28 protein-coding genes are annotated in these 25,274 nt (G+C 26.6%); 17 read left to right on the forward strand and 11 right to left on the reverse strand.

What is annotated here, in order from left to right:
• Positions 1 to 280: 280 nt before the first annotated feature.
• Together I2A66_RS17665 and I2A66_RS17670 are read left to right on the forward strand one after the other, a co-directional pair.
• Entirely contained in the window at positions 281 to 565 is a 285-nt protein-coding gene (locus I2A66_RS17665) for a sulfite exporter TauE/SafE family protein (RefSeq protein ID WP_330615474.1), read from the forward strand.
• A 71-nt stretch (positions 566 to 636) separates the two neighbouring features.
• Positions 637 to 825, forward strand: a complete 189-nt coding sequence (locus I2A66_RS17670) for a hypothetical protein (protein WP_330566196.1) — start codon at positions 637 to 639, stop codon at positions 823 to 825.
• 263 nt (positions 826 to 1,088) lie between these two features.
• Here I2A66_RS17670 and I2A66_RS11925 read toward each other — a convergent pair whose 3' ends face one another.
• Positions 1,089 to 2,294, reverse strand: a complete 1,206-nt coding sequence (locus I2A66_RS11925) for an MFS transporter (RefSeq protein WP_147516079.1) — start codon at positions 2,292 to 2,294, stop codon at positions 1,089 to 1,091.
• A 130-nt stretch (positions 2,295 to 2,424) separates the two neighbouring features.
• On the opposite strand from I2A66_RS11925, the gene ilvA reads away from it, so the two are divergent.
• The 4 genes from ilvA to bcp all read left to right on the forward strand — a co-directional run bounded on the left by ilvA (position 2,425) and on the right by bcp (position 5,730).
• Complete coding sequence (gene ilvA / locus I2A66_RS11930) at positions 2,425 to 3,627, forward strand: threonine ammonia-lyase (protein ID WP_195251726.1); 1,203 nt, start codon at positions 2,425 to 2,427, stop codon at positions 3,625 to 3,627.
• A gap of 139 nt (positions 3,628 to 3,766) precedes the next feature.
• Positions 3,767 to 3,955 (forward strand): hypothetical protein, encoded by a 189-nt coding sequence (locus I2A66_RS11935; RefSeq protein WP_122639683.1) that lies wholly within the window; start codon positions 3,767 to 3,769, stop codon positions 3,953 to 3,955.
• A gap of 171 nt (positions 3,956 to 4,126) precedes the next feature.
• The gene (locus I2A66_RS11940; protein ID WP_147516077.1) at positions 4,127 to 5,164 is read left to right on the forward strand and encodes a branched-chain amino acid aminotransferase; all 1,038 of its coding nucleotides are present in this window, start codon (positions 4,127 to 4,129) and stop codon (positions 5,162 to 5,164) included.
• 110 nt (positions 5,165 to 5,274) lie between these two features.
• Complete coding sequence (bcp, locus tag I2A66_RS11945) at positions 5,275 to 5,730, forward strand: thioredoxin-dependent thiol peroxidase (protein WP_122639680.1); 456 nt, start codon at positions 5,275 to 5,277, stop codon at positions 5,728 to 5,730.
• Positions 5,731 to 5,776: 46 nt separating this feature from the next.
• On the opposite strand, the gene tpx is transcribed toward bcp, so the two are convergent.
• The 4 genes from tpx to I2A66_RS11965 all read right to left on the reverse strand — a co-directional run bounded on the left by tpx (position 5,777) and on the right by I2A66_RS11965 (position 7,548).
• Entirely contained in the window at positions 5,777 to 6,262 is a 486-nt protein-coding gene (gene tpx, locus I2A66_RS11950; RefSeq protein WP_122639679.1) for a thiol peroxidase, read from the reverse strand.
• Positions 6,263 to 6,318: 56 nt separating this feature from the next.
• Positions 6,319 to 6,777, reverse strand: coding sequence for a hypothetical protein (locus I2A66_RS11955; RefSeq protein ID WP_195251728.1), 459 nt, complete (start codon positions 6,775 to 6,777; stop codon positions 6,319 to 6,321).
• A 129-nt stretch (positions 6,778 to 6,906) separates the two neighbouring features.
• Entirely contained in the window at positions 6,907 to 7,149 is a 243-nt protein-coding gene (locus I2A66_RS11960; RefSeq protein WP_195251730.1) for an aromatic acid exporter family protein, read from the reverse strand.
• A gap of 99 nt (positions 7,150 to 7,248) precedes the next feature.
• Positions 7,249 to 7,548 carry a DUF1540 domain-containing protein gene (locus I2A66_RS11965; RefSeq protein WP_164489015.1) on the reverse strand — a complete coding sequence of 100 codons (300 nt, stop codon included), beginning with the start codon at positions 7,546 to 7,548 and terminating at the stop codon, positions 7,249 to 7,251.
• Between the two features lie 124 nt (positions 7,549 to 7,672).
• On the opposite strand from I2A66_RS11965, the gene I2A66_RS11970 reads away from it, so the two are divergent.
• Positions 7,673 to 8,539, forward strand: a complete 867-nt coding sequence (locus tag I2A66_RS11970; protein WP_122639673.1) for an aldose 1-epimerase family protein — start codon at positions 7,673 to 7,675, stop codon at positions 8,537 to 8,539.
• A gap of 48 nt (positions 8,540 to 8,587) precedes the next feature.
• Here the strand turns inward: I2A66_RS11970 and I2A66_RS11975 are convergent, their stop codons facing one another.
• The 3 genes from I2A66_RS11975 to I2A66_RS11985 all read right to left on the reverse strand — a co-directional run bounded on the left by I2A66_RS11975 (position 8,588) and on the right by I2A66_RS11985 (position 11,074).
• The gene (locus I2A66_RS11975; RefSeq protein WP_122639671.1) at positions 8,588 to 8,908 is read right to left on the reverse strand and encodes a (2Fe-2S)-binding protein; all 321 of its coding nucleotides are present in this window, start codon (positions 8,906 to 8,908) and stop codon (positions 8,588 to 8,590) included.
• A 104-nt stretch (positions 8,909 to 9,012) separates the two neighbouring features.
• Positions 9,013 to 10,239 (reverse strand): deoxyguanosinetriphosphate triphosphohydrolase family protein, encoded by a 1,227-nt coding sequence (locus tag I2A66_RS11980; protein ID WP_147516040.1) that lies wholly within the window; start codon positions 10,237 to 10,239, stop codon positions 9,013 to 9,015.
• Between the two features lie 76 nt (positions 10,240 to 10,315).
• Positions 10,316 to 11,074, reverse strand: coding sequence for a DUF6873 family GME fold protein (locus I2A66_RS11985; RefSeq protein ID WP_147516039.1), 759 nt, complete (start codon positions 11,072 to 11,074; stop codon positions 10,316 to 10,318).
• 134 nt (positions 11,075 to 11,208) lie between these two features.
• On the opposite strand from I2A66_RS11985, the gene I2A66_RS11990 reads away from it, so the two are divergent.
• A complete protein-coding gene (locus I2A66_RS11990) occupies positions 11,209 to 11,739 on the forward strand; it encodes a hypothetical protein (protein ID WP_122639666.1) in 531 nt (176 codons plus the stop codon).
• A 205-nt stretch (positions 11,740 to 11,944) separates the two neighbouring features.
• Entirely contained in the window at positions 11,945 to 12,538 is a 594-nt protein-coding gene (locus I2A66_RS11995) for a 3D domain-containing protein (protein ID WP_207734771.1), read from the forward strand.
• Between the two features lie 38 nt (positions 12,539 to 12,576).
• Here the strand turns inward: I2A66_RS11995 and I2A66_RS12000 are convergent, their stop codons facing one another.
• Both I2A66_RS12000 and I2A66_RS12005 read right to left on the reverse strand, forming a co-directional pair.
• Positions 12,577 to 13,128, reverse strand: coding sequence for a hypothetical protein (locus tag I2A66_RS12000; RefSeq protein ID WP_147516038.1), 552 nt, complete (start codon positions 13,126 to 13,128; stop codon positions 12,577 to 12,579).
• A gap of 68 nt (positions 13,129 to 13,196) precedes the next feature.
• Positions 13,197 to 13,442, reverse strand: a complete 246-nt coding sequence (locus tag I2A66_RS12005; RefSeq protein WP_122639662.1) for a small, acid-soluble spore protein, alpha/beta type — start codon at positions 13,440 to 13,442, stop codon at positions 13,197 to 13,199.
• Between the two features lie 94 nt (positions 13,443 to 13,536).
• On the opposite strand from I2A66_RS12005, the gene I2A66_RS12010 reads away from it, so the two are divergent.
• From I2A66_RS12010 to I2A66_RS12025, 4 genes are all read left to right on the forward strand, one after another.
• Complete coding sequence (locus I2A66_RS12010) at positions 13,537 to 13,764, forward strand: YgjV family protein (protein WP_122639660.1); 228 nt, start codon at positions 13,537 to 13,539, stop codon at positions 13,762 to 13,764.
• Between the two features lie 122 nt (positions 13,765 to 13,886).
• Positions 13,887 to 14,438: a glycerol-3-phosphate responsive antiterminator gene (locus I2A66_RS12015; RefSeq protein WP_122639658.1), complete on the forward strand. Its 552-nt coding sequence runs from the start codon at positions 13,887 to 13,889 to the stop codon at positions 14,436 to 14,438.
• 226 nt (positions 14,439 to 14,664) lie between these two features.
• On the forward strand, positions 14,665 to 16,194 hold the full coding sequence (glpK, locus tag I2A66_RS12020) for a glycerol kinase GlpK (protein ID WP_147516037.1): 1,530 nt from the start codon (positions 14,665 to 14,667) through the stop codon (positions 16,192 to 16,194).
• A gap of 317 nt (positions 16,195 to 16,511) precedes the next feature.
• Positions 16,512 to 20,855 (forward strand): acyl-CoA dehydratase activase-related protein, encoded by a 4,344-nt coding sequence (locus I2A66_RS12025; protein ID WP_195251732.1) that lies wholly within the window; start codon positions 16,512 to 16,514, stop codon positions 20,853 to 20,855.
• A gap of 64 nt (positions 20,856 to 20,919) precedes the next feature.
• On the opposite strand, the gene I2A66_RS12030 is transcribed toward I2A66_RS12025, so the two are convergent.
• Complete coding sequence (locus tag I2A66_RS12030) at positions 20,920 to 21,330, reverse strand: hypothetical protein (RefSeq protein WP_195251733.1); 411 nt, start codon at positions 21,328 to 21,330, stop codon at positions 20,920 to 20,922.
• 395 nt (positions 21,331 to 21,725) lie between these two features.
• Between I2A66_RS12030 and pxpB the strand changes: the two genes are divergently transcribed.
• The 4 genes from pxpB to I2A66_RS12050 are packed head-to-tail and all read left to right on the forward strand — an operon-like array spanning position 21,726 to position 25,243.
• On the forward strand, positions 21,726 to 22,445 hold the full coding sequence (gene pxpB / locus I2A66_RS12035) for a 5-oxoprolinase subunit PxpB (protein WP_195251737.1): 720 nt from the start codon (positions 21,726 to 21,728) through the stop codon (positions 22,443 to 22,445).
• A 2-nt stretch (positions 22,446 to 22,447) separates the two neighbouring features.
• Positions 22,448 to 23,476: a biotin-dependent carboxyltransferase family protein gene (locus I2A66_RS12040; RefSeq protein WP_195251739.1), complete on the forward strand. Its 1,029-nt coding sequence runs from the start codon at positions 22,448 to 22,450 to the stop codon at positions 23,474 to 23,476.
• Entirely contained in the window at positions 23,466 to 23,885 is a 420-nt protein-coding gene (locus I2A66_RS12045) for an acetyl-CoA carboxylase biotin carboxyl carrier protein (RefSeq protein ID WP_122639649.1), read from the forward strand. The genes I2A66_RS12040 and I2A66_RS12045 overlap by 11 nt, the downstream gene beginning before the upstream one ends.
• A 17-nt stretch (positions 23,886 to 23,902) precedes the next feature.
• Positions 23,903 to 25,243 carry an acetyl-CoA carboxylase biotin carboxylase subunit gene (locus I2A66_RS12050; RefSeq protein WP_122639647.1) on the forward strand — a complete coding sequence of 447 codons (1,341 nt, stop codon included), beginning with the start codon at positions 23,903 to 23,905 and terminating at the stop codon, positions 25,241 to 25,243.
• Positions 25,244 to 25,274: the final 31 nt, after the last annotated feature.

Raw genomic sequence — 25,274 nt, forward strand, 5'->3', positions numbered from 1 at the left:
TGTATATAATTAAATAAAATAGGACTATATAGAAGTCTAGACTTCTATATAGTCCTATTTTATTTAATTATATACAAGTTTTTATTTTAAATACCTAAATATAAACAAAATGGTTAACAAGTTAACTATTTTAAAGGAGGGTATATGCAAGATTATATTATTGAGATGGCACAGATAATAAAAAACTTAACTGAAGGCATTGGAGAAGAAGAACTTAAAATTTTCACTAAAGTTTTATAGAAATGAGTAGTAATTTTATAAAAGAAGGAGAAATATAAATATGTTATTTTCATTGTTAATATATACTATAGCAGGACTTGCAAGACTTTCTGCAGCTGTTATAATAACACCAATGATTACTACAATTTTAGGATTTAATGCATATGAAGCAATAGGAATATCATTAGTTAGTGATGTGCTAGCATCAGCCGTATCAGCATATACTTATTATAAGAATAAAAATATAGATATAAAAAATGGTATAGTTATGCTTGTAACTACACTAATATTTACAGCAATAGGTAGTTACCTAGCCTCACTAGTCCCTCAAAAAAACATTAGGTAATTTTTCTATATATATGACATTACTTTTAGGTATAAAATTTATAGTTAAACCAGTTATAAAAGCAGACATAGTTGAAGAAATTATCTATATCATCAGAAAATGTTAGTATAAAAGTGGATATTAAAAATAAAAAATATATAAAATCAGCAATATCAGGATGTATAGTAGGATTTATTTGTGGATTTATAGGTGCTGATGGAGGAATGATGATGTTAATCATCTTAACTAGTATCTTAGGGTCTAATTTAAAACAGCTGTAGGCACAAGTGTGTTCATAATGTCGTTTACTGCATTTACAGGAGCCGCTAGCCATATGGTTATTTGAGGATTAGGTGATAGTATAGCTCTTATAACTTGTGTAATAGCTACTTTACTTGGTGTATGGGTAACATCTAAGTTTGCTAATAAAGCTACTCAAGAAAAACTTAATAGTGTAACGGGAATAGTTTTAGTAGTATTAGGTATATTAATGTTAGGAATAAAATTCTTTGGATAAAAAATAGCCTTGTATATTTTTACAAGGCTATTTTGTCGTTTTAATAAATAATGAATAATAAGTAACTGTTATTACTAGATATATTAACCAAGCAGTTTTATATCCATAAGATGTATCTGCTATTAATCCAGATAAAAATGGTCCAATAGAAGCACCTATTGTCATAAACATATTAGCTATACCGAATATAACAGAGTAGTTATCATCAGAAAAAATTTTACTCACACCAAATGCTGGCCAAATAGAAGATATACACATAGTCATTCCATAGAATATTGCAAACAAATAAGCAAATATAGGTTTATTAGCAATAAGTAAAAATATTATACTTATAATAGTTATGATACCAAGACCAGTTAATACTTTTCTAGTTTTAAATTTATCAAATAATATTCCTCCAATTATATTTGCAATAAGTCCAACTACTGCTAAAATTGAACCTATATTAGCATTGAAATTAAGTGGATAACCTAAAATAGATAAGTAAGATTGTATATGTTGCTTAATTCCAGCAAAACTTATTCCCATTAAAAAAAGTCCTATTGTAAAAGACCAAAAACTTGGAGTTTGAGATATCTCTTTAAAATTTAAATTTTTATTATTTAAATTATCATCATAATCATTTCCTAATTCTTTAGCCTTTATATAAGCATGAGAAGGTCTTCTTGCTATAAATAAACTAATTATAAGAGATACTACTAAAACGACTGATCCTAATAATAGGTAAACTAATCTATAATTATAATTTTCTAATATTCTAGATACAAATTGCATCCAAAAAAATGTACCTGTACCAATTCCAGCAAAAACTATACCCATTATAGAACCTTTTTTATGAGGTTCAAACCAATCAGATATCATTGTAGAAATTGGTATTGTTGTTAATCCACATACTCCTATAGAAACAATTATCCCAATAAGATAAAAGTTAAATATACTATTGGCAAAACCGTATAATATATATCCACCTCCTGCTAATAGAGAAGATAGAGTCATTATAATTTTTATATTAACTTTATTTAGTAAAGTACCAATTACTGGTGAACATATAGAAATTGTTATGGCATTAATTGTAAATAAAAAAGAGTATTCACTTATAGTAAATCCTCGAGCATGTGTAACTGGAGCTATAAGTATAGTACTTACACTATTGATTATACTAAAAGTAGTCGCCATTAATATAAATCCTGATACTGCAATTACATATTTATAATTACTATTATTATTAGTCATAGAATTCTTCCTTTCAAAAATAACTTATGTATATTTATAATTCCCCAAGCTTAATAAAAAATGTAAAATATAAAATTTGATTATTGGAAAATATATATTTGTGTAAAAAATAAGCAATAGGAGTGAGAACATGACAAATATCACACTAAAAGATATACAAGATGCAAAAAAAGTTATACAAGGTATTGTAAAAAAGACTGATATACTAGAAAGTGTAAAACTAAGCAATATGACAAATGCTAATATTTATTATAAATGCGAAAATTTACAAAAAACTGGTTCATTTAAATTAAGAGGTGCCTGTAATAAAATAGCTAATTTAACAGAAGAAGAAAAAGCCAATGGAGTTATAGCATCAAGCGCTGGAAACCATGCTCAAGGTGTAGCATTAGGTGCAACAATGAATGGGATTGATGCAACAATAGTAATGCCATCAACTGCGCCACTTGCAAAAGTAACAGCAACTAAAGGATACGGAGCAAAAGTTGTTTTAGATGGATTAGTATATGATGATGCTTATGCAAAGGCTGTTGAAATACAAAAAGAAACTGGAGCAACATTTTTACATCCATTTAATGATAAATATGTCATAGCTGGTCAAGGTACCATAGGACTTGAAATATTTGAACAATTGGATTATAAAGTTGATACTATAATATGTCCAATTGGAGGTGGCGGTCTTATTTCAGGAGTAGCTATAGCTAGTAAAGCTCTTAATTCTAATGTTAAAATAATAGGGGTACAAACAGCAAATATACCTTCTATGCATGAATCCATAAAACATGGAAAAGTAACTACTGCTTTCAAATCAACATCAATTGCAGATGGTATATCAGTTAAGACTGTAGGAGATATTACTTTTGAAATAGCAAAAGATTTAGTAGACGAAGTTATATTAGTAGAAGAAGATGAAATATCACAAGCACTATTATTTTTAATGGAAAATCAAAAGGTAATTGCAGAAGGATCTGGAGCTGTAACAACTGCTGCAATACTGAGTGGTAAGTATAAACCTAAAGAAAATGAAAATGTAGTATGTATAATATCTGGTGGTAATATAGATGTTAATACTCTTCAAAAGATAATTTCTATTGGACTTACTAAAAGTGGTAGAAGATATTCATTTGAAACTGCTATACAAGATAGACCTGGTGGATTAGCAGAGCTAAGTAAAATAATAAGTGCCCTTGATGGTAATATAATTACAGCAAATTTATCTTCAACAGGAGATATAGGTAAGTTAAATGCTAAAATGACAATAGAAACATTTAATCATGAACATATAGCTAAAATAAAAAAAGCTATAAAAGATGCTGGATTTGAAATAATGTAAATTTCAATAATATAAATTTAGGTTATTGAATATAGTATTAAGAGCAATCATAATTTTTATGTATTGCTCTTTTTATATTTAATAAAAGAATTAAAAAAGAATAATAAATAAGTAACAATAAATAAGGAGGGATAGTAAAATGAAAAACTTAAAACTAGACCATGATGAAATGACTTTATTAAAGGAAATAGTACATAAATATAGTAAAGAATCAGAAGATAAATACTATAGACTTATAAATACATCTATAACTGAAGAAGAGAACAAAACACATGCTACAGAGAAAAAAATACTAGATAAATTAATAAGTAAATTAGATAAAAAGTAATAAAAAAGGATTCTCCTTTTAGAGAATTCTTTTTTATTACTTTTTATCATGTTTACAATATAAATAATATTTATAAAAAATACAGAAAATTCAAAATAATAATAATATACTTTTTGAAACTATGTTATTATATATTAAAAGTACAATAAAGTTTGGAAAGAGGGAATAAAGATGGAAAAAGCAAATATAAATTGGGGTGAACTAGGTTTTAATTACCAAAAAGTAGATAAAATATATGTATCTTATTGGAAAGATGGTAAATGGGATGAAGGATCACTTCAAGATGATGATAAAATATCTATAAGTGTAAGTGCTACATCTCTTCACTATGGACAACAATGTTTTGAAGGACTAAAAGCATATACAACTAAATCTGGAAATATACAGTTATTTAGACCAGATATGAATGCTAAAAGACTACAAAATAGCTGTAAAAGAATATTAATGCCGGAAGTTCCTATAGATAAGTTTATAGATGCATGTCTTAAAGTTGTAGAAGCTAATGAGAAATATGTTCCACCTTATGGGACTGGAGCAACGTTTTATTTAAGACCATTTGTTATAGGTACAGGTGATAATATAGGAGCAGGACCAGCGCCAGAATACATATTCTGTGTATTTGGTATACCTGTAGGTCCTTATTTTAAGGGTGGATTTAATCCGGTAAAAATGACTACTGCTAAATTTGATAGAGCAGCGCCTTATGGAACTGGTGGAGTAAAAGTAGGAGGAAATTATGCTTGTGGAATGCTACCTCATCAAATAGCTGTAAATGATGGATTCGCAGATTGCATATATCTAGATCCAGAAACTCACACAACTATTGAAGAAGCTGGAACATCTAACTTCTTTGGTATAACTAAAGATAATAAATTTATAACGCCAGATTCACCATCAATTCTACCAAGTATAACTAGAAATTCATTACTTACAGTAGCTAGAGATTATTTAGGAATGGAAGCTATAGAAGGTGAAATAAAAATAGATGATATAGATATGTTTGAAGAGGTTGGAGCTTGTGGAACGGCAGCTGTTATAACACCAATAGGAAGTATAACTTATAATGGTAAAAAGCATATATTCCATAGTGAAGAAGAGGCCGGACCAAAGATTACTAAATTATATAATACTTTATATGGAATACAATTTGGAGATATTGAAGCACCAGAAGGATGGATAGTAAAATTACAAAAACAATGTGCTAAGTAATAAATTTATTAAACTAAAAGATGCTAAAATATTTTAGCATCTTTTTTGTTTTAAATATTAAATTATTTGGTATAATATGTAATAATAATATTAATATAGGAGAAAATTTTATGTTAGAAGCGGGAATAAAAGCACCAGATTTTAAACTACAAGATAAAGAAGGAAACTTAATAAGTTTATCAGATTTTAAAAATAAAAAAGTAGTACTATATTTTTATCCAAGAGATAATACTCCAGGATGTACTAAGCAAGCTTGTTCATTTAGAGATAATTATGATGAATTTAAAAATAAGGATGTAGTAGTAATAGGTATTAGTAAAGACAGTATAAAATCTCATGAAAAGTTTGCAACTAAGCATGAGTTACCATTTATTTTATTATCAGATCCAGAACTTGAAGCTATAAAAGAATATGATGTATGGAAAGAAAAAAAACTATATGGAAAAGTAAGTATGGGAGTAGTAAGAACAACATATATAATTGATGAAAACGGAATTATAGAAAAAGTTTATGATAAGGTTAAAACAGATAAAAATGTAAGTGAAATACTTGAATATCTAAGATAATGTAAAAAATGTAGTTACTTATATAAAAATAAGTAACTACATTTTTTTATTTTAAAGATTCTAATGCTTTATCATAATTAGGTTCTTCAGTTATTTCATTTAAATATTCTATATAAGTTATTTTATTATTTTCGTCTACAACAAATACGGCTCTAGATAAAAGACCTAATTCATTTATGTAAACGCCATATTTTTTACCAAAATCTCTATATTTATAATCAGATAAAGTTTTCACTTTATCAATACCAGCACCACCGCACCATCTACCTTGAGCAAATGGTAAGTCCATAGATATAGTGTATATAGTTACATTATTAAGCTTGCTTGCTTCAGTGTTAAACTTTCTAACCTCAGTATCACATACTGGAGTATCTAATGATGGAACTGTTAAAAAAACTTTTTTACCTTTTGTATCATTTAATTTAAAATCATTTAAATCATTATCAGTAACTGTAAAGTCAGGAGCAGTATCTCCTACCTTAACTTGTGTACCATGTAATGTTAGTGGTGAACCTTGAAATGTAACCTTCATGTATTTATACCTCCTATTATTTAATACCATACTATTATTCCTATTTTATATATTTTTTATTTCTTAAATATATTATCAAAGTTAAAATTCTTATTAGAAGCACAAGATAATAAAAATGAAATACTATTTATATGATAATTAAAAATAGAGTTGTAACAAGTAGTATTTTCTTTAGATGGATTTTTTTCTAATAAATATAATCCATGAGTATGATGAAGTATTTGCTCACAAATATAAAAATATAAGTGAATTTGTTTTAAATCGATATCTCCATTTGAGTAAGTTACTTCATCTATAAGTTGAGTATAGTAATTTTCTAGGTTATAAAACTCATTTTTGTATTTAGAGTATGATGAAAAATCTTTTTTTTCTAACATAGTGTAAACTAAAGAAATACAATCATCATGCGTTAAATTGAACGAATTAAATAAATACTTTAAATATTTTTTACGGCTTATACCATAATTAACTAACAACGCAATTAAAATACCTACCATAGTATCAAATGTACGCATTATAGAATAGTGCAGTGGATTACTTTTACCAATACCTATAATAATTGCAGCAAAAGTAACTGAAGCTATTCCTGCTGAATCTGAAATCCCAATTAATGTACAAAGATGTATTATAAAAATAACTCCAAGTTAAGAACTAATAATGTTGCTTTTTATGAATAAAGCAAATGCATATCCGACTAAACCACCTAATAAAGTTCCGATAATTCTAGAGTATGCTTCTGAAACAGAACTTTTCATTGTATTCTTTATAGAAAATATACATACGGAAACAGTGTACACTGGTGTTTCTATAATTCCATACTTTCCTGCTAATGTAGCCAGAAATACTGCTATTCCAGTTTTAATAGTCCTTAATCCAATCTTTTTCATAAAAGGCCTCTCTAAAATTTGATAATATATGCTTTAATTACAGTAAAAGTAGCTCATTAAATAAAGACCTATCTCTTTAATTTAGAGATAGGTCTTTATTTATTTACATATAAAAGTATCGCAACATGCATTATTTAAATTAATATGAACACTAGTAGCTGTACAAATATAATCACTATTATAAGTACATTTTTTTGCTTTACATTTTATATCACTAGATGTAGTAAAAGTATTACTAGTATTATTGCTAAAACTTCTATTAGAATCCTCAGGTGTAAAAGTAGCACAAGTAGTATTTTTTGTAGATGTTGCATCACTTCCTAATATTTCTATGCTGCCTGCATAACAAGTTCCTGATGTATTATAAACACAATTATGTACTGAACAATTTAAAGTCATAATATTTACCTCCATAAATTAATCTATACTTTATTATTTCTAAAAAATTTTCCAATTATACTATAAAATATGTATATATATAGATTACTATATAGATATATACATATTTTATAGGAGGGAATATATGAATATATTGCAAAACAAAAATTTAATAGTAGAATCTAACTGTTCTGGTGCAGAAATTACTAGAATATATTCTAAAAAAAGTAAAAGGGATATATTATGGTGTGGTGATAATACATATTGGGGAAGACGCTCACCAATATTATTTCCTATAGTAGGAAGATTAAAGGATAATAAGACAATTATTGAGGATAATATATATTATATGAATCAGCATGGGTTTGCAAGAGATATGAACTTTAAAATAATTGAAGAAAGTGAAAATTCTATATCATATCAGTTAATTTCAAGTAATGAAACCAAATCTATGTATCCTTATTCATTTGAATTAACAATTAAATATACCTTAATTGATTCTACTATAGAAGTAGAGTGGACAGTTAATAATAGTGACACTAAAGATATATACTTCTCAATAGGTGCACATCCTGCATTTAATATTCCTATGAGTGATAATGAAGCTATTGAAGACTATTATCTAAAATTAATATGTAGAGATGGAGTAGAAAATATTACTCTAAATGGTCCATATTATGAAACTATAAAAAATATAGATAATATAGACATTATAAATTTAAATCCAAATCTATTTAAAAACGATGCTTTAATTTATACTAACATAGATAAAGTCTCTATTTTTAATAAAGAAAATAAAGAGTGCTTAAATGTGGAACTTAAAGAATTTCCATTAGTAGGTATATGGAGTCCTTTTAATGATGGTAGTATTGCTCCATTTATTTGTATAGAACCTTGGTATGGTTTAGCTGATAATATTAATACTGACTACCAATTTAATAAAAAAGCATTCATAAATAAATTAGAAGTTAATAAAATACTTAATACTTCTTATAAAATAAATATTTTCTAATAAAATAAAAGACACCTACTGCAATATAAGTAGTAGGTGTCTTTTATTTTATCTCTTTAATTCTATTACATTTTCAACAAGTACTTTACATCTTCCACAGCATGAACCAGCTCCTGTTATATCTGCAACCTCATCTGTAGTATTAGCTCCATTTTTAACAGCATCAACAACTGATTCTAATGAAACTCCTTTACATCCACATACAGATGCTAATATCTTTTCTATTTCATCTGCACATCTACCACATCCTGTAGCAGCACCAGTTGCTTCTTTAATTTCATCAAGAGTACGAGCACCCTTAACCATTGCCATTCTAATATCTAAATAACTAACTTTTTTACAGTGACATATTATTTTATCTGCAGCCATATCTAACTTCTCCCTTATATATAAATTATAATGTAATATTATGATTATAATATTACATTATAATTTATTCCCAATCAATGCTTTTTAAAACATTTTTTGACAAATTAGAATTGTAGTATTTCATTAAATATTTTTATAGCAAAGGCATCTGTCATAGATGAAACATAATCAACTATAGACTGATAGTAATCATCTTTATTTTCTAAATTGTATATTTTTTTATTATTATATTTTTTACCTCTTTGATTATCTTTATAATTAGTACTATATTTTATAAGCCACTTAGAAAAACTATCACATAAATTAGGATATATATCATAGTGTTCATCTAGCTTTTTTAATGTATTTATACCATCATACATAGAATCTATAGTTTCTAAAATTGTATTTATAACTAACTCAACATATTTTTGAAAATTGCTAAGCCTACTGTGATAATATATATTTTTATAGCAAAAAGCTTTTATACTATCCATAAATTCAAAATAATCATTTGATAAAGTGATTCCATCTTTAATACTACTATTTTCACATAAATTTGTTACTAAATTATGTACTATAACAGTATTATTTATTTTATTAAAATCAGGTATATTAAACTTCTCAGTTATGCTATTTAATTCTTTTATTTGATTTTGAGTTAATATTTTAAGTCTAAGAGCGTCCTCAATATCTCTTCCTAAATAAGATATTTTATCAGATATTTTAACAACGCAACCTTCCCAAGTATATGGAGAAACTTGTCCAGGTTTAGATATTAAGTTTAAATCTATTTTATTTTCTCTTGGAAATAAAGGCTTTGATTTTACCTCACCACAATGACATATAATACCATCCCTAACTGCATAGGTTAAATCTAAATTTATTTCTTCATCAATTTGAGTGGGCAAAGTTTCGATTACATCAGCAAAACGCAAACTATTTTTTTCATGCCAAAATTTGTAATTAAGCTTCTTACTAGTAAAGTTACTTAAAACTCTTTCACCATCATGACCAAAAGGTGGGTGACCTATATCATGACCAATAGATATAGCCATTGTAAGTTCTGTATTTAATCCAAGATAGTTTGCAATAGAATAACTAACAGATGACACATGTCCAACATGCTCCATTCTAGTACAGATATGATCGTTATTAGTGGCAAAAAATACCTGGGTCTTATGCTTAAGTCTTCTATAAGAATTAGAGTGAAGTATTCTGTTATAATCTCTATTAAATTCACTTCTAATATCATTATTACGCTTGTATATTAGGTCATCTCTAAATATACAAGCACTGTATTTATCATTATTTTCTTGAATAGCTACATTTTCAAATTTTCTTTTCCTCATAAAAGCTCCCCTAAATAAAGTATTATTCAATAAAATTATATCAGCAGTTATAATTTTATTTTTATTGTAGTAATATTTATGTATTAATTACACATAAAGGTATAAGTGAACCTAAATCTAATAAATCCTCATTACTTAATGAAAGTATGTTTTTACTTTTACTGCTTACAAATTCTAAAATTTTATCATAGTCAGGATGATTTTTTATATTACCAAAGAATGCTATTATATCTTTAGATATTAATCCACTACATCCTCCTATAAATCCGTAATTTAAATCAAATAATTGGATATGTCCTTTTTCTATTAATAAACAATCTATATTATATTTTCTTACAGAATTATATATACCTTCATCTGAAGTTATTATAGAATTATCATCAACTATACATATAGAGCATTTACAATATCCTTGATTAACATTTATTTTAATAAAATTATTATCATCTAAATATTGTAATATTTTACTATCTGTATAATTAAAATTATGTATAGCAATATTCCCTAATATAGCTACATTATATTGAATATTGTTAGGATATTTATTGCTTATAATTGAGTTTCCTTTTATTACATTAAAGCCATATTTTTTTAGTTCCTTATTATAAAAATCATATACGTTAGGTGCTACTACTATATTATTATCGTTTAACTTACATACAGTTATATCAGGATGATGCTTTATAGCATTATATGTTTCTTCACATGAAGGTGTTTTTATTATATTTATATTCATTTCTTTTAATTTATTTTCCATATTCATTGTAATTCTTTTATCTACTATACCTAATAATAAATTGTCTTCAAGAATAAATGATTTTTTTACAAATTTCATATTTAATCTCCTTAATTTTGTTATTACATATATTATTATAAATTATATTTAATTAAAAACTATAAATTATATTTAATTTATGATATATTATAATTTCCTAAAGACATAAAAATAGACAATGGAAGGAATTATATATGGAACCAATAAGATTACACCCTAATGAATTTAAATTAACTAATTTTATAAATTATTATAAAGATAACTATGATGAATTACTTTCTGAATATCCTAACTATGTATCTAGAATATGTTTAATAGATAAGGATTATATGGATGTAGTTACTTTTGATGAAGATTATGAAGAATTAAGTGATGCAAATGATTATGAAGAGTTATTATTAAGTGAGCAGTATGCACTTCATTTTGTAATAGGTAAAACTACTGAAAATCAAGAATCAGTTGAATTTATAGATGGTAAGACACAAGGATTAAAGCATTACATTGATGATGTATATGAAGAAGATGTAGTAAAAGATATCGGAGATCTTAATTTAGATTTAGATCACTTAATAGGATTACTATTTGATATTGAAGAAGATGACCTTATTATAAGTGTTGTTAACTTTGAACACGGTGGAGAAATGTCTACACCGAGAATAATAGAAGTAGATGATTGTGGAGATTTAGATGAAACTATAAAAAACTTCATAAATAGATTTATGTAAAAAAAAGACTATCTCAGTAAAATATAACATTAAATGAGATAGTCTTTTTTTACTTTTTGAAGTTATACAAAAAATGAGAACGAAGGCAATTATAAGTAATTTCCTAAAAGCTATATAAAAAGGGCAAGGGGTAGTGTATAATACAAAACAAGAAGTAACAAAATTGTAATTTGACAAAATAAATTTTTCATCTAGGAGGCAATTTATGAAAAGAATGCTACTTATGACGGCAGCTGCTATGACTTTATTACTTACCCCGTGTGGATTATCTAAATCATATGCTGCAGAAAACTCATCAATAAACATAGAAAATACAATAATAGGACATATAAATGCATACACAGTAAACTTTAGAGATGGAGCTAGTTTAGATGCTAATATATACTATACATTAGATAAAAATGAAGAACTTCAAATAATTTCAAGTGAAGGAAATTGGACAAAGGTAATTCATAATAACCAAACTGGATATATATACTCTAAATATGTTACTAAAGATACTAAAGATATTGAAGTGTCAGATATAGAAAATTATTCATCAATAACTGTAAAAGCTACAGCATATGCTGGAGACACTATAACTTCAACAGGAACTACTCCAAAATGGGGAACTATAGCAGTTGATCCAAATGTTATACCTTATGGAACTAAAGTTTATATACCAGAATTTGATATGATATTTATAGCAGAAGATACAGGTAGTGCTATAAAAGGAAATAGAATAGATATATTTATGTATACAGAAGATAATTGTAATCAATGGGGTGTCAGGAATATAGAAATATATATAATATCATAAAAATAAAGGTCTTACATATTTGGTAAGACCTTTATTTTTTATATTTTATCTCCTGAAACTAAAAACATTAAAATATTATGCTTATCTTCACTTACTTTAAACTTACCTTCCATTCTACAAGATATAAATACTACTAGACTTATAAATAATATATGACTTATAATACTATACTTAAAATTAAAATAATTGAATATATTCATATATATTCTACTTGTATAAACTAAAACTATGCTTAGTGTAAGAAATTCTAAAGCAAGAAACAATTCTTTAAAGTTATTTTTTATTATATCATTTATTAAGTTACTTTCATTATACAATTCATCTTGTAGATCTATATTAGTTGTTACAATCAAAACATCTAGTCTATGCTTTACAAATATAAATGAATATTTTAATACTCTTAATATATAAAATCCCATTATACAATATAATCTTATGTAGATATAGTTTAAAGCGTAGTTTAAGTAAGAAAATTTATATAGTATGTTTATAATCAATATATCTAATATCAAAAAAATTAAGTTTCTTATAAATATTCCTTTTTTATTAAATTTAGGTTGATACATAAAAAAATATTTATTTTTACTCATAAAATTATCTCCCATTATATTTTATATACACTATAAATTATAGGAATATTTATTTGATTTAACAACAATTACTTAGGTCTATAGTTATTTAAAAGAGACTTTTCTGCCATTTCCACTAAATTCTTAGTCATTTTACCACCAACCTGTTCTCCTGCAAGTACATTTTTAGCGATACCTTCTAATGTATTTTGGGGACTATTACATTCTACTTTATCATTTAATTCATCATAACTATATCCAAGTTCATTAGCTACTTCCATCTTCATCATATTTAAAGCTACTTTTGCATTTGAATTATTTATTTTATTTTTCATAATAAAATACACTCCTATGATTATATTTTAACAATAGTTTATACATATAACTGAAATTTATTAAGCATAATAAATAAAAAAAGGAGAAGTTGTTATGTTCGATGTAGCACCTATAGAATGGGTTGGATATCTAGCATCTATTTTAATCGTTGTATCACTAACAATGACAGATATAATGCGATTAAGAATAATAAATACACTAGGATGTATATGCTTTGTTATATATGGTTTATCTGTAAAAGCGTATCCAGTAGCCTTATCTAATCTAGCAATAATATTAATAAATTTCTATAACTTATATCAACTCAAAAATAATAAATAAAATAATATATTATAAAAATAAAGACATAAATTTATGTCTTTATTTTTATCTTTTACTTAGTTTTTTCAATTAAAATGATATAATATAGTCGTTGGATAATTAAACATGGGGGTAAAGTATAGATGAAAGAACTATTAGAGGTTAATCCTATAATTGGAGCTATAAAAAGTGATGACTGTATTGAAAGAGTAATAAATTCAGATTGTGAGGTAGTATTTCTGTTGAATGGAGATATAATTACATTAAGAGATAAGATAGATTTATTACATAAGAATAATAAAAAAGTATTTGTTCATATAGATATGATTACTGGGATATCTTCTAATCCAATAATTATAGATTATCTAAAAAAAGAATCAAATCTAGATGGAATTATAACTACAAAAACTAATATTGTAAAAAGAGCTGTTGAATTAAACATAGATGTTATTCAAAGATTTTTCTTTATAGATTCTATGTCTCTTGAAAATGCTATTGAAAGCTTAAGAAAGGTTAAGCCTCAAGCTATAGAAATTATGCCAGGTATTATACCTAAAGTTATAAAAAGAATCAATAAGGAATTTAGTAATATCCCTATAATTTGTGGTGGGCTTATTGATGAAAAAGAGGAAATAATAAAAGTTTTATCTTCTGGAGCTATGGCAGTATCAACTAGTAAATATGAAATTTGGTAGAAAAAATTAATTAATAAAGTAAAAAAGCTCGTTATATATATAACGAGCTTTTTGATTGACAAGGAAAATGTTTTCTATTAATATTTAATTAAGTTAATATTACGGCGAGAGATGAGAGAGCCATAGTCTTTACTATAGGCTTTTTGTGTTTATTTATGCTTAATATTAACTAGTATCTTTAAATAAATTAGTGAATAATTATTATATAATAAATGGGGGTAAAAATATGAGTAAGAAATACATAATGGCATTAGACCAAGGTACAACTAGTTCAAGATCAATACTATTTGATAAGTCTGGAAATATAGTAGCAGCAGCACAAAAAGAATTTACACAAGTATATCCACATCCAGGTTGGGTAGAACATAATCCAATGGAAATATGGGGATCTCAAAGTGGGGTAATGAGAGAAGTTTTAGAAACAAACTATATATCTCCTAATGAAATAGCTGCTATTGGTATAACTAATCAAAGAGAAACTACAATAGTCTGGGATAAAAATACTGGTAAACCTATATATAATGCTATAGTATGGCAATGTAGAAGAACTTCTGAAATATGTGATGAATTAGAAGCTAAAGGGTATAAAGATATGATAAAAGAGAAAACAGGTCTTATACTAGATGCCTATTTCTCTGGAACTAAAATAAAATGGATACTTGATAATGTTGAAGGTGCAAGAGAAAAAGCTGATAATGGAGAGTTATTATTTGGTACAGTGGATACATGGCTAACTTGGAATTTAACTAGAGGTAAAGTTCATGTTACTGATTATACTAATGCTTCAAGAACAATGCTTTATAATATAAAAGAATTAAAATGGGACGATGAAATATTAGAAATATTAAATATACCTAAGAGTATGTTGCCTGAAGTTAAACCTTCAAGCTATATATATGGGTATACTGATGAGAATATGCTAGCTGGAGCTAAGATACCAATAGCAGGTTGTGCAGGAGATCAACAAGCTGCATTATTCGGTCAGACTTGTTTCGAAGAAGGTAGTGCTAAAAACACTTATGGAACAGGATGCTTTATGTTAATGAATACAGGAGAAAAACCTGTTGAATCTAAAAATGGATTAGTAACAACTATAGCATGGGGAGTAGATGGAAAAGTTGAGTATGCTTTAGAAGGAAGTATATTCGTAGGAGGAGCAGTTATTCAGTGGCTAAGAGATGAATTAAAGATATTATATAATGCTAAACAAAGTCAATTCTATGCTGAAAGTGTTGAGGATACAAATGGTGTATATATAGTTCCTGCATTTACAGGTCTTGGTGCACCACACTGGGATATGTATGCTAGAGGATGTGTAATGGGACTTACTCGTGGGGCTAATAGAGAACACTTAGTTCGTGCTGCTTTAGAATCTATAGCATACCAAGTTAAAGATGTTCTTCATGCTATGGAAGAAGACTCAGGATTGAAATTATCAAGCCTTAAAGTTGATGGAGGGGCAAGTTCTAATGACTTCTTAATGCAATTCCAATCTGATATATTAGATACAAATATAAATAGACCTAAAGTAGTTGAAACTACTGCTCTAGGAGCTGCATACTTAGCTGGTCTTGCTGTAGGATTCTATGAAAGCAAGGCTGATATTAAAAATTCTTGGATAATGGATAGAGAATTTACTCCAAGTATGAATGAAGATAAAAGAAATAAACTATATAAAGGATGGAAAAAAGCAGTTAAAAGATCTCTTGAATGGGCAAGAGAGGATAATGAAGAATTAGTAAAGTCTGAGTGTTAAGAATTAAAATTTCTAAAATTTACTGATAATTAATTAAATAGTCTATATAAATAATGAGATCCAAGAAATCGTTTTATTTAATTATTGACAATGGTTAATATCAGACTAGATAATAAAAGCCTTTCTATAAATTTATAGAAAGGCTTTTTAGTTTGACTTATTCAGATAATAAACTTAATAATTATAAATTAAAGAGGAATAAGTCCTAATTGTGATTTATTCCTCTTTAATTTGTATTTAAAAATTATCACATTATTTATAATTTTCAAGAGTATATATATTATATAATGGTATTTATGTAATATGGGGGAATGACTATGAACAATGTTTACAATATTGGTATTGATGTAGGTTCCACTACAGTTAAAGTAGTTGTTTTAAAAAATAGAGATATAATTTATAAAGAATATACTAGACATTATTCTGATGTAAAAAAATCAGTAAGAAAAGTAATTAATAATATCTATGATGAATTAGGGAATATAAGAGCACGTATATTAATGACTGGTTCTGTAGGAATAAATATAGCAAAAGAAATTAAAATAGAGTTTGTGCAAGAAGTCATAGCTAGTACAAAAGCAATTGAAACTTTTAACCCAGAAGCTGATGTTGTTATAGAACTTGGAGGAGAAGATGCAAAAATAACCTATTTAACCGGTGGAATAGACCAAAGAATGAATGGTATTTGTGCCGGAGGAACTGGTGCCTTTATTGATCAAATGGCGTCACTATTAAAAACTGATGCTAAAGGTTTAAATGAACTTGCAAAAGGCTATGCTGTAATTTATCCAATAGCATCTCGATGTGGTGTTTTTGCTAAAACAGATATACAACCACTTATTAATGATGGGGCTAATAAAAGTGATATCGCTATGAGTATTTTTAATGCAGTTGTGGTTCAAACAGTAAGTGTATTATCATGTGGAAGACAAATAAAGGGTAATATAGCTTTTTTAGGAGGTCCATTATATTTTTTATCACAGCTAAGAGAAGCATTTAAAAACAATCTAAACTTAAAAGATGAAAATATAATATTTCCAAATAATGCTCAGCTATATGTTGCAATTGGAGCGGCATTGTTATCTGAAAAAGAAGATAGTATAGATTTAAAAACACTACTTTTAGAAATAGATAAATCACAAGAAAATATAACTTCAAATACAGACACTTTACAACCTTTGTTTTTAAATGAAGAGGAATATATAAATTTTATAAAAATACACGATAATAGCAATAAAGTAAAATATAAAAATATAAATGAACACTCTGGAAATTGCTACTTAGGTATTGATGCAGGTTCTACAACTACTAAAGCAACTTTGATTGATGATGATTGCAATATATTATATACATACTATAAAAGTAATGAAGGAAAGCCATTAGATTCAGTTATATATATATTAAAGGATATTTACTCTAAGCTTACTCCTAATAGTAAAATCGTTAACTCTACTGTTACTGGTTATGGAGAAGGATTTATAAAAAAAGCTCTTAGTATAGACATAGGTGAAATAGAAACTATAGCACACTATAAAGCAGCTAAATACTTTAATCAAAATGTAGATTTCATATTAGATATAGGCGGACAAGACATGAAATGCTTAAAAATAAAAAACGGTGTTATTGACAGTATTATTTTAAATGAAGCATGCTCTGCAGGCTGTGGTTCATTCTTAGAAACCTTTGCTCAATCATTATCTATGGATATAAAAGAATTTTCTAAAAAAGGCATCTACTCTAAAACTCCCATAGATTTAGGCTCTAAGTGTACGGTATTTATGAACTCTAAAGTAAAGCAAGCACAAAAAGAAGGTGCAAGTGTATCTGATATATCTGCTGGACTTTCTTATTCTATTATAAAAAATGCTTTATTTAAAGTGATCAAATTACACAATATATCTGAAATTGGTGAAAATATAGTTGTCCAAGGTGGTACTTTTTATAATGATTTAGTATTAAGAGCATTTGAGAAGCTTATAAATCATCATGTTATAAGACCTAATATATGCGGACTTATGGGAGCGTTTGGTTCAGCATTAATATCTAAAAATCAATATATTGACGGCTATAAAACTACTTTAATTAAAGAAAGTGATATAGATAATTTAAAATTTGAATCGTATGTAAAAAGATGTAATGGTTGTTCAAATAAATGCTTGTTAACTGTAAATGAATTTAATAATAAGGACATATATGTATCTGGTAACAGATGTGAAAAAGGGGAACTAATTATTAATAAAAAAAATACAAAACATACAGACTCAAAAAATGTAATTAATTTGTTTAACTATAAATACAATAGAGTATTTGAATATAAACCACTAAATATAGAAAAAGCATATCGTGGTGAAATAGGTATACCTAGATCCCTCAATATATATGAGGATTACCCATTTTGGTTTACATTTTTTAGTGAACTAGGCTTTAGGGTTGTTTTATCTAACAGATCTTCAAAAAGCGTTTATGAAAAGGGTATAAGCTCAATTGCATCAGAAAGTGTTTGTTATCCTGCTAAAATGGTTCATGGCCATATTGAAAATCTAATTGAAAAAAATATAAAAAATATATTTTATCCATCAGTTGTATATGAAACTTCAGAAGATAAATATAGCGATAATCATTTCAATTGTCCTGTAGTTACTTCTTACTCTGAAGTTATAAAAAATAATATGGAAAGCTTAAAATCTAATAATATAAATTTCATGAATCCATTTGTAACTATTAATAATAAGAAAAAACTAAAAAAAGTCCTTTATGATGAATTATATCATAAGTTTAATATTAATAAATCTGAAATATCTAATGCAGTAGATAAAGCAAGTATAGAACAAGAAAACTTTAAAAGTGATATCCAATATAAAGGTTTAGAATGCTTAAAGTACTTAGAAGAAAACAATAAAAAGGGTATTGTATTATGTGGAAGACCATATCATATAGACCCTGAAATAAACCATGGTATACCAGAATTAATAAATTCTTTAGATATGGCAGTACTTACAGAAGATTCAATCTGCCATTTATCGAATTTAAAAAGACCTCTAAGGGTTGTAGATCAATGGGTATATCATTCTAGATTATATAAAGCAGCTGATTTTATAAAAGATAAAACTTACTTAGAATTAGTTCAATTAAATTCCTTTGGATGTGGGATAGATGCTGTGACTACAGATCAAGTTCAAGAAATATTACAACAAAAAGGAAAAATATATACTTTAGTAAAAATAGATGAAGGTAATAATTTAGGTGCTGTAAAAATAAGACTTCGTTCTTTAAAGGCTGCTATTAAAGAGAGAGATTTAAATAATTCTATCTCATTAGAATCAAAAATAACTGAATATAAAAGAAGTCCTAAAGATCCTTTAAGAAATACCATATTAGTACCTCAGATGGCACCTATACATTTTGATTTATTCGAAAAAGCAATTAATCTAAGTGGTATAAATTTAGAGGTTCTAAAAGACACAAATAAAGAGATTATAGAAGAAGGTCTAAAATATGTAAATAATGATGCTTGCTATCCAGCTATTATTACTATTGGTCAATTAGTAAAAGCCTTGAAATCAGGTAAGTATGATTTAAATACTACCTCAGTCGCTATAACACAAACAGGTGGAGGATGTCGTGCAACTAATTATATTGGTTTTTTAAGAAAAGCAATTAAAGATGCTGGTTTTAAAGATATACCAGTAATATCGCTTAATGTTAGCGGATTAGATGGTATAAATATAGCTAAAAAAATAACTCCTAAGCTAATAAATCGTTTATTTATGGCTTGTATCTATGGTGATTTATTGATGAAAGTTCTTTATAGAGTAAGACCCTATGAAAAATATAAAGGAAGTGCTAATCAATTATTTAATAAGTGGATGGATATCTGTAAAGATGCCTTAATAGATTGTAAAATATCTAAATTTAAAGAAAATATTAAAAATATAGTTTATGAATTTGATAATTTAGAAGTAGTAGACATGCTAAAACCTAAAGTTGGATTAGTAGGAGAGATACTTGTTAAGTTTCACCCTATAGCAAATAATAATTTAGTTGATATAATAGAATCTGAAGGTGCTGAAGCTATTGTACCAGATTTAACTAACTTCTTTTTAACATGTGCTTATAATACTAACTATAAAAATGAATATTTAGAAGGTAGATATAAGAATAAGCTACTTGGAAATTTATTTATTAAAATTGTAGATATATATCAAAATGTATATAAAAATGAACTAAAAAAGAGCACGCGATTCTCACCTCCAGAACATATTAAAGTTATTGCTGAAAATACAAGTTCCGTAGTATCTATTGGAAATCAAACGGGAGAGGGATGGCTACTTACAGGAGAAATGATAGAGCTTATACATGAAGGAATTAATAATATAATATGTATGCAACCATTTGGATGTTTGCCAAACCATATTGTTGGTAAAGGACCTATAAAAGAATTAAAGAGATTATATAATGATGTAAATATAATACCTATAGATTATGACCCTTCAGCAAGTGAGGTTAATCAATTAAATAGAATAAAATTAATGCTTTCTAAGGCTTTTAAGAGTATTGATATTACAGATAATAGTAATTTAGATTTAAATGAAAAATATTCAGATTTTAATGATAAAAAAATGTATAAAATTAATCTTGATAATGTTAAAGTTAACAATTAATAAAAGGCGTGTATATAAATACATTAGTATTTATATACACGCCTTTTATATAGAATAACATAAATTATTTTTCTATATACATAAACTCGGTAAACTTTTTATAGTCATCATACTTTTCGTTAATTATCTTTATATAAAACTCTTCAGATCTAAAAGAAAACATCTCTTCATAAGATTTATAATTTAATTTAATTTCGTCTCTAACATCTAAGATATCTTTTTTTATTTCTACTACGTTTTTTATTTCAGCTTTATCTTGTAGATTTGGATTGTACTTTAATTCAAATTTATATATTCGCCCACATTTAGAGCATACTGCTATTATTTGACTTGATAATCCTACTAATGTACTAGTAATATCTTTCTCTATTGAATTGGAGTGTGTAAATAACACTCTGTATTTTTTCGAGTCACCACAAGTGCAAATCGTCTTTTCTAAGTCAGAATTAAATATGTATCTTGGAGTATATATCATAAGTTTGCCTCCTTTTAAAATAATTCTTATATTTCAATATAATTGTATCACCTTATAGTCCTACTTTCATCATATGCTAAAAAATAATCTTTATTAAAAAAATAATAATCATATAAAGGTTAATATATGCTTAATAAACAAACAATTGAAGCTTATTTCAGATATTAAGTCAAAAAAAACAGTGTTTTTAAAATGCTAATTTATTTATCATAGTAAAATATAGTTATATAGTTGCAAATTCATACTAACTTTATATGCTTTGTTTTTATATAATCTTAAAATTGCAAGTTCTATAAAATTTATTGCAATTTAATATTTATTGATGTACAATTTATAAAAAGAATATTTAGAAAATTCTTAAACCGGTGCGCATCTAAAAAAGGAGGGATTTACTTATGAGATTTTTAACAGTTGGTGATTGTGCTATATCAGTTGAGTTTGGAAATGAAATCAATGCTGAAATAAATAATAAAATAATAGTTTTTAATAATATAATAAAAGATTCTAATATTAATGGAATTATTGAAACTGTACCATCATTTAGATCGTTACTAGTTTATTATGATCCTTTAAAATTGTATTTTTATGAAATTAAAGATATATTATCCAACCTATATAAAAAATTAGATATAAAAAATAACAATAACAAAAGAATTATAGAAATACCAATTTGCTATGATAAAGATTTTGGTGTCGATTTAGAATTTGTTGGAGATTATACAAATCTTTCTTTAGATGAAGTTATTAAGCTTCATAGCGAGAAAGAATACTTAATTTATATGTTAGGTTTTTTACCTGGATTTGCTTATTTAGGAGGAATGAATAAAAAATTAAATACTCCAAGATTAAATACTCCAAGATTAAATTTAGAAGTAGGATCAGTAGGAATCGGTGGAGAGCAAACCGGTATATATCCATTAGTTTCTCCTGGGGGATGGAGAATCATCGGTAGAACACCTTTAAAACTATATGATATAAATAGAGAAGATACTATATTATATAAAGCTGGAGATTATATTAAATTCATACCAATAGATAAAGACGAATTTTATGAAATAGAAAATTTAGCTAATAAAGGTAAATACGAATTGAAGATACTTGAAAGGAGTGCTTAACATTGGGAATCATAATAAGAGAAGGAGGATTATATACCACAGTACAAGACCTTGGAAGAATAGGATATCAAGATCTTGGATTTTCGGTATGTGGTGCAATGGATAAAAACTCACTTAAGATAGCTAATATGTTAGTTAATAATAAAGATAATGAGGCATGCTTAGAAGTAACTTTAGTTGGTCCTATTTTAGAATTTACTAAAAATAATATTATTGCGATTACCGGTGGTAATCTACAGCCTAAGTTAAATGAAATTAAAGTAGATATGAATAAGGCTATAGTAGTAAAAAAAGGAGATATATTATCTTTTGAAAGTGCTATTGATGGAGCTAGATCTTACATAAGTTTTTCTGGTGGGCTTGATATACCGACTATTATGGGGAGTAAATCTACAAATGTAAAGTGTTCGATAGGTGGATATAATGGTAGGACATTAAAAAAAGGTGATTTTATTAAATTTAAATCACCTAAAGAATACATACCTAATTTTGCATCAAAAAATATTATTAATAATGAAACCTACGGCAATAAGGTTATTTTAAAGGTAATATTAGGTCCGCAAGATGATGCATTTACAAATGAAGGATTAAATACATTTTTATCATCTACATATAAAGTTACAAAAGAGTTCGATAGAATGGGTTGTAGACTTAATGGTCCCGAAATAGAGCATAAAAAACAAGCTGATATAATTTCAGATGGAATAGTACTAGGATCTATACAAGTTCCATCTCATGGTAAACCTATAATAATGCTAACAGATAGACAAACAACTGGTGGATATACCAAAATAGGAACAGTTATATCGGTTGATATATGCAAATTAGCTCAATGTAAAACTGGAGATATCATAAACTTCAAACAAATATCTTTAGAAGAAGCTCAAGTCTTATATAAAGAAGAATATTTTAAATTTGAAGAGATAAGGAAGCAAATAAATAAGCCTTGTGTTGAAATTTTAAACCCAAGAGTTACATCAATAAAAATAGAAAAGTTACTAATTAAGGGGAGATTAAATAATGGAATATGATAAATTATTAGAATTAATAAATGTAATAGGAACATCTTCTTTAACAAAATTCACTTACAAAGAAGGAGATATGAAAATAGAATTAGAGAAAAAATACGAAAATACAAATCAAATACTTAAAGAAGATAGACAATTAAGCAAATCTTTAATTGAAAACAATAATACTAACTATGAATATATAAAATCACCTTTAGTCGGTACATTTTACAAATCACCATCTGAAAATGAAGATGCCTTTGTCTCAATAGGAGATAAAATTAGTAAAAATCAAGTTTTAGGAATAATAGAAGCAATGAAGGTTATGAATGAAGTTACAAGTAATGTTGACGGAATAATAGAAGATATTTTGATAGAAAATAATGAAACTGTAGAATACAGTCAAGTATTATTTAAAATTAAACTAATTTAGATATTGGAGATTTAACTATGTTTAATAAAATACTAATTGCAAATAGAGGAGAAATTGCAGTTCGAATAATAAGAGCTTGTAAAACTTTAAAAATAAAAACTGTTGCTATTTACTCTGAGGCGGATGTAAACTCTCTTCATGTAGAATTAGCTGACGAAAAGATTTGTATTGGCCCAGCAAGTCCTAAAGAAAGTTATTTAGATATGAACAAAATTATAAGTTCTGCTTTAGTTACGAATTGCGATGCAATACATCCAGGATTTGGATTTTTATCTGAAAATAGTTCTTTTGTAAGTTTATGTAAAGACAATAATATAAAATTTATAGGTCCAGATAGTAAGGTAATAGACTGTATGGGGAATAAATCTCAAGCTAGAAATACAATGATTAGTGCAGGGATTCCGGTTATACCTGGAAGTGAAATACCAATATATAAAAGCGAAGATGGAAAGAAAGTCGCAGATAAAATAGGATACCCAGTCATTATAAAAGCTTCTTCCGGAGGAGGAGGAAAGGGGATGAGAGTAGTTGAGTTAGAAAGTGATTTTAATAAATTATTTAACTTAGCTCAAAGAGAATCATTAAATGCATTTAATGATGACACAATGTATATAGAAAAATACATAAAAAATCCAAGACATATAGAAATACAAATACTAGCCGATCAATATAATAATGTTATTCATCTCGGAGAAAGAGACTGTTCTATACAAAGAATGCATCAAAAGATGATTGAAGAGTCCCCTTCGCCTATTATTAACGAAAACTTAAGAACAACATTAGGAGAGTATGCTGTTAAAGCTGCAAAAGCTGTTAATTATGAAAATGCAGGTACTGTAGAGTTCTTAGTAGATAATGAGTTGAATTTTTATTTTATAGAAATGAATACTAGAATTCAAGTAGAACATCCTGTTACAGAAATGGTTACAGGCATAGATTTAATCAAAGAACAAATTAAAATTGCTTACGGATATAAACTATCTTACACTCAAGATAATATTAATATTAATGGTCATGCAATAGAATGTAGAATAAATGCCGAGGATCCATCAAAAAACTTTATTCCCTCTCCTGGAAGAATAAATACACTTCATCTTCCTGGCGGTAATGGAGTAAGAATTGATACATCAATATATTGTGGATATGAGTTACCATCCTGTTATGATTCCATGATTGCAAAGATTATAGTACTAGGAAATGATAGAGACGAAGCTATCGAAAAAATGAAAGTCTCATTGGATGAGTTGGTTATAAACGGAATAGAAACAAATGCAAATTTTCAATATTCAATTATGAATAACAAGATTTATATAGAAGGTAGAGCAAATACTGGATTTATAGAAGATCTATTATCATAATATAAAATACTAATTATAATGAGGTATAAAA

Origin of the sequence: Romboutsia sp. 1001713B170207_170306_H8, assembly GCF_015550495.1 — a bacterium.
Taxonomy (GTDB): Bacteria; Bacillota; Clostridia; order Peptostreptococcales; family Peptostreptococcaceae; genus Romboutsia_E.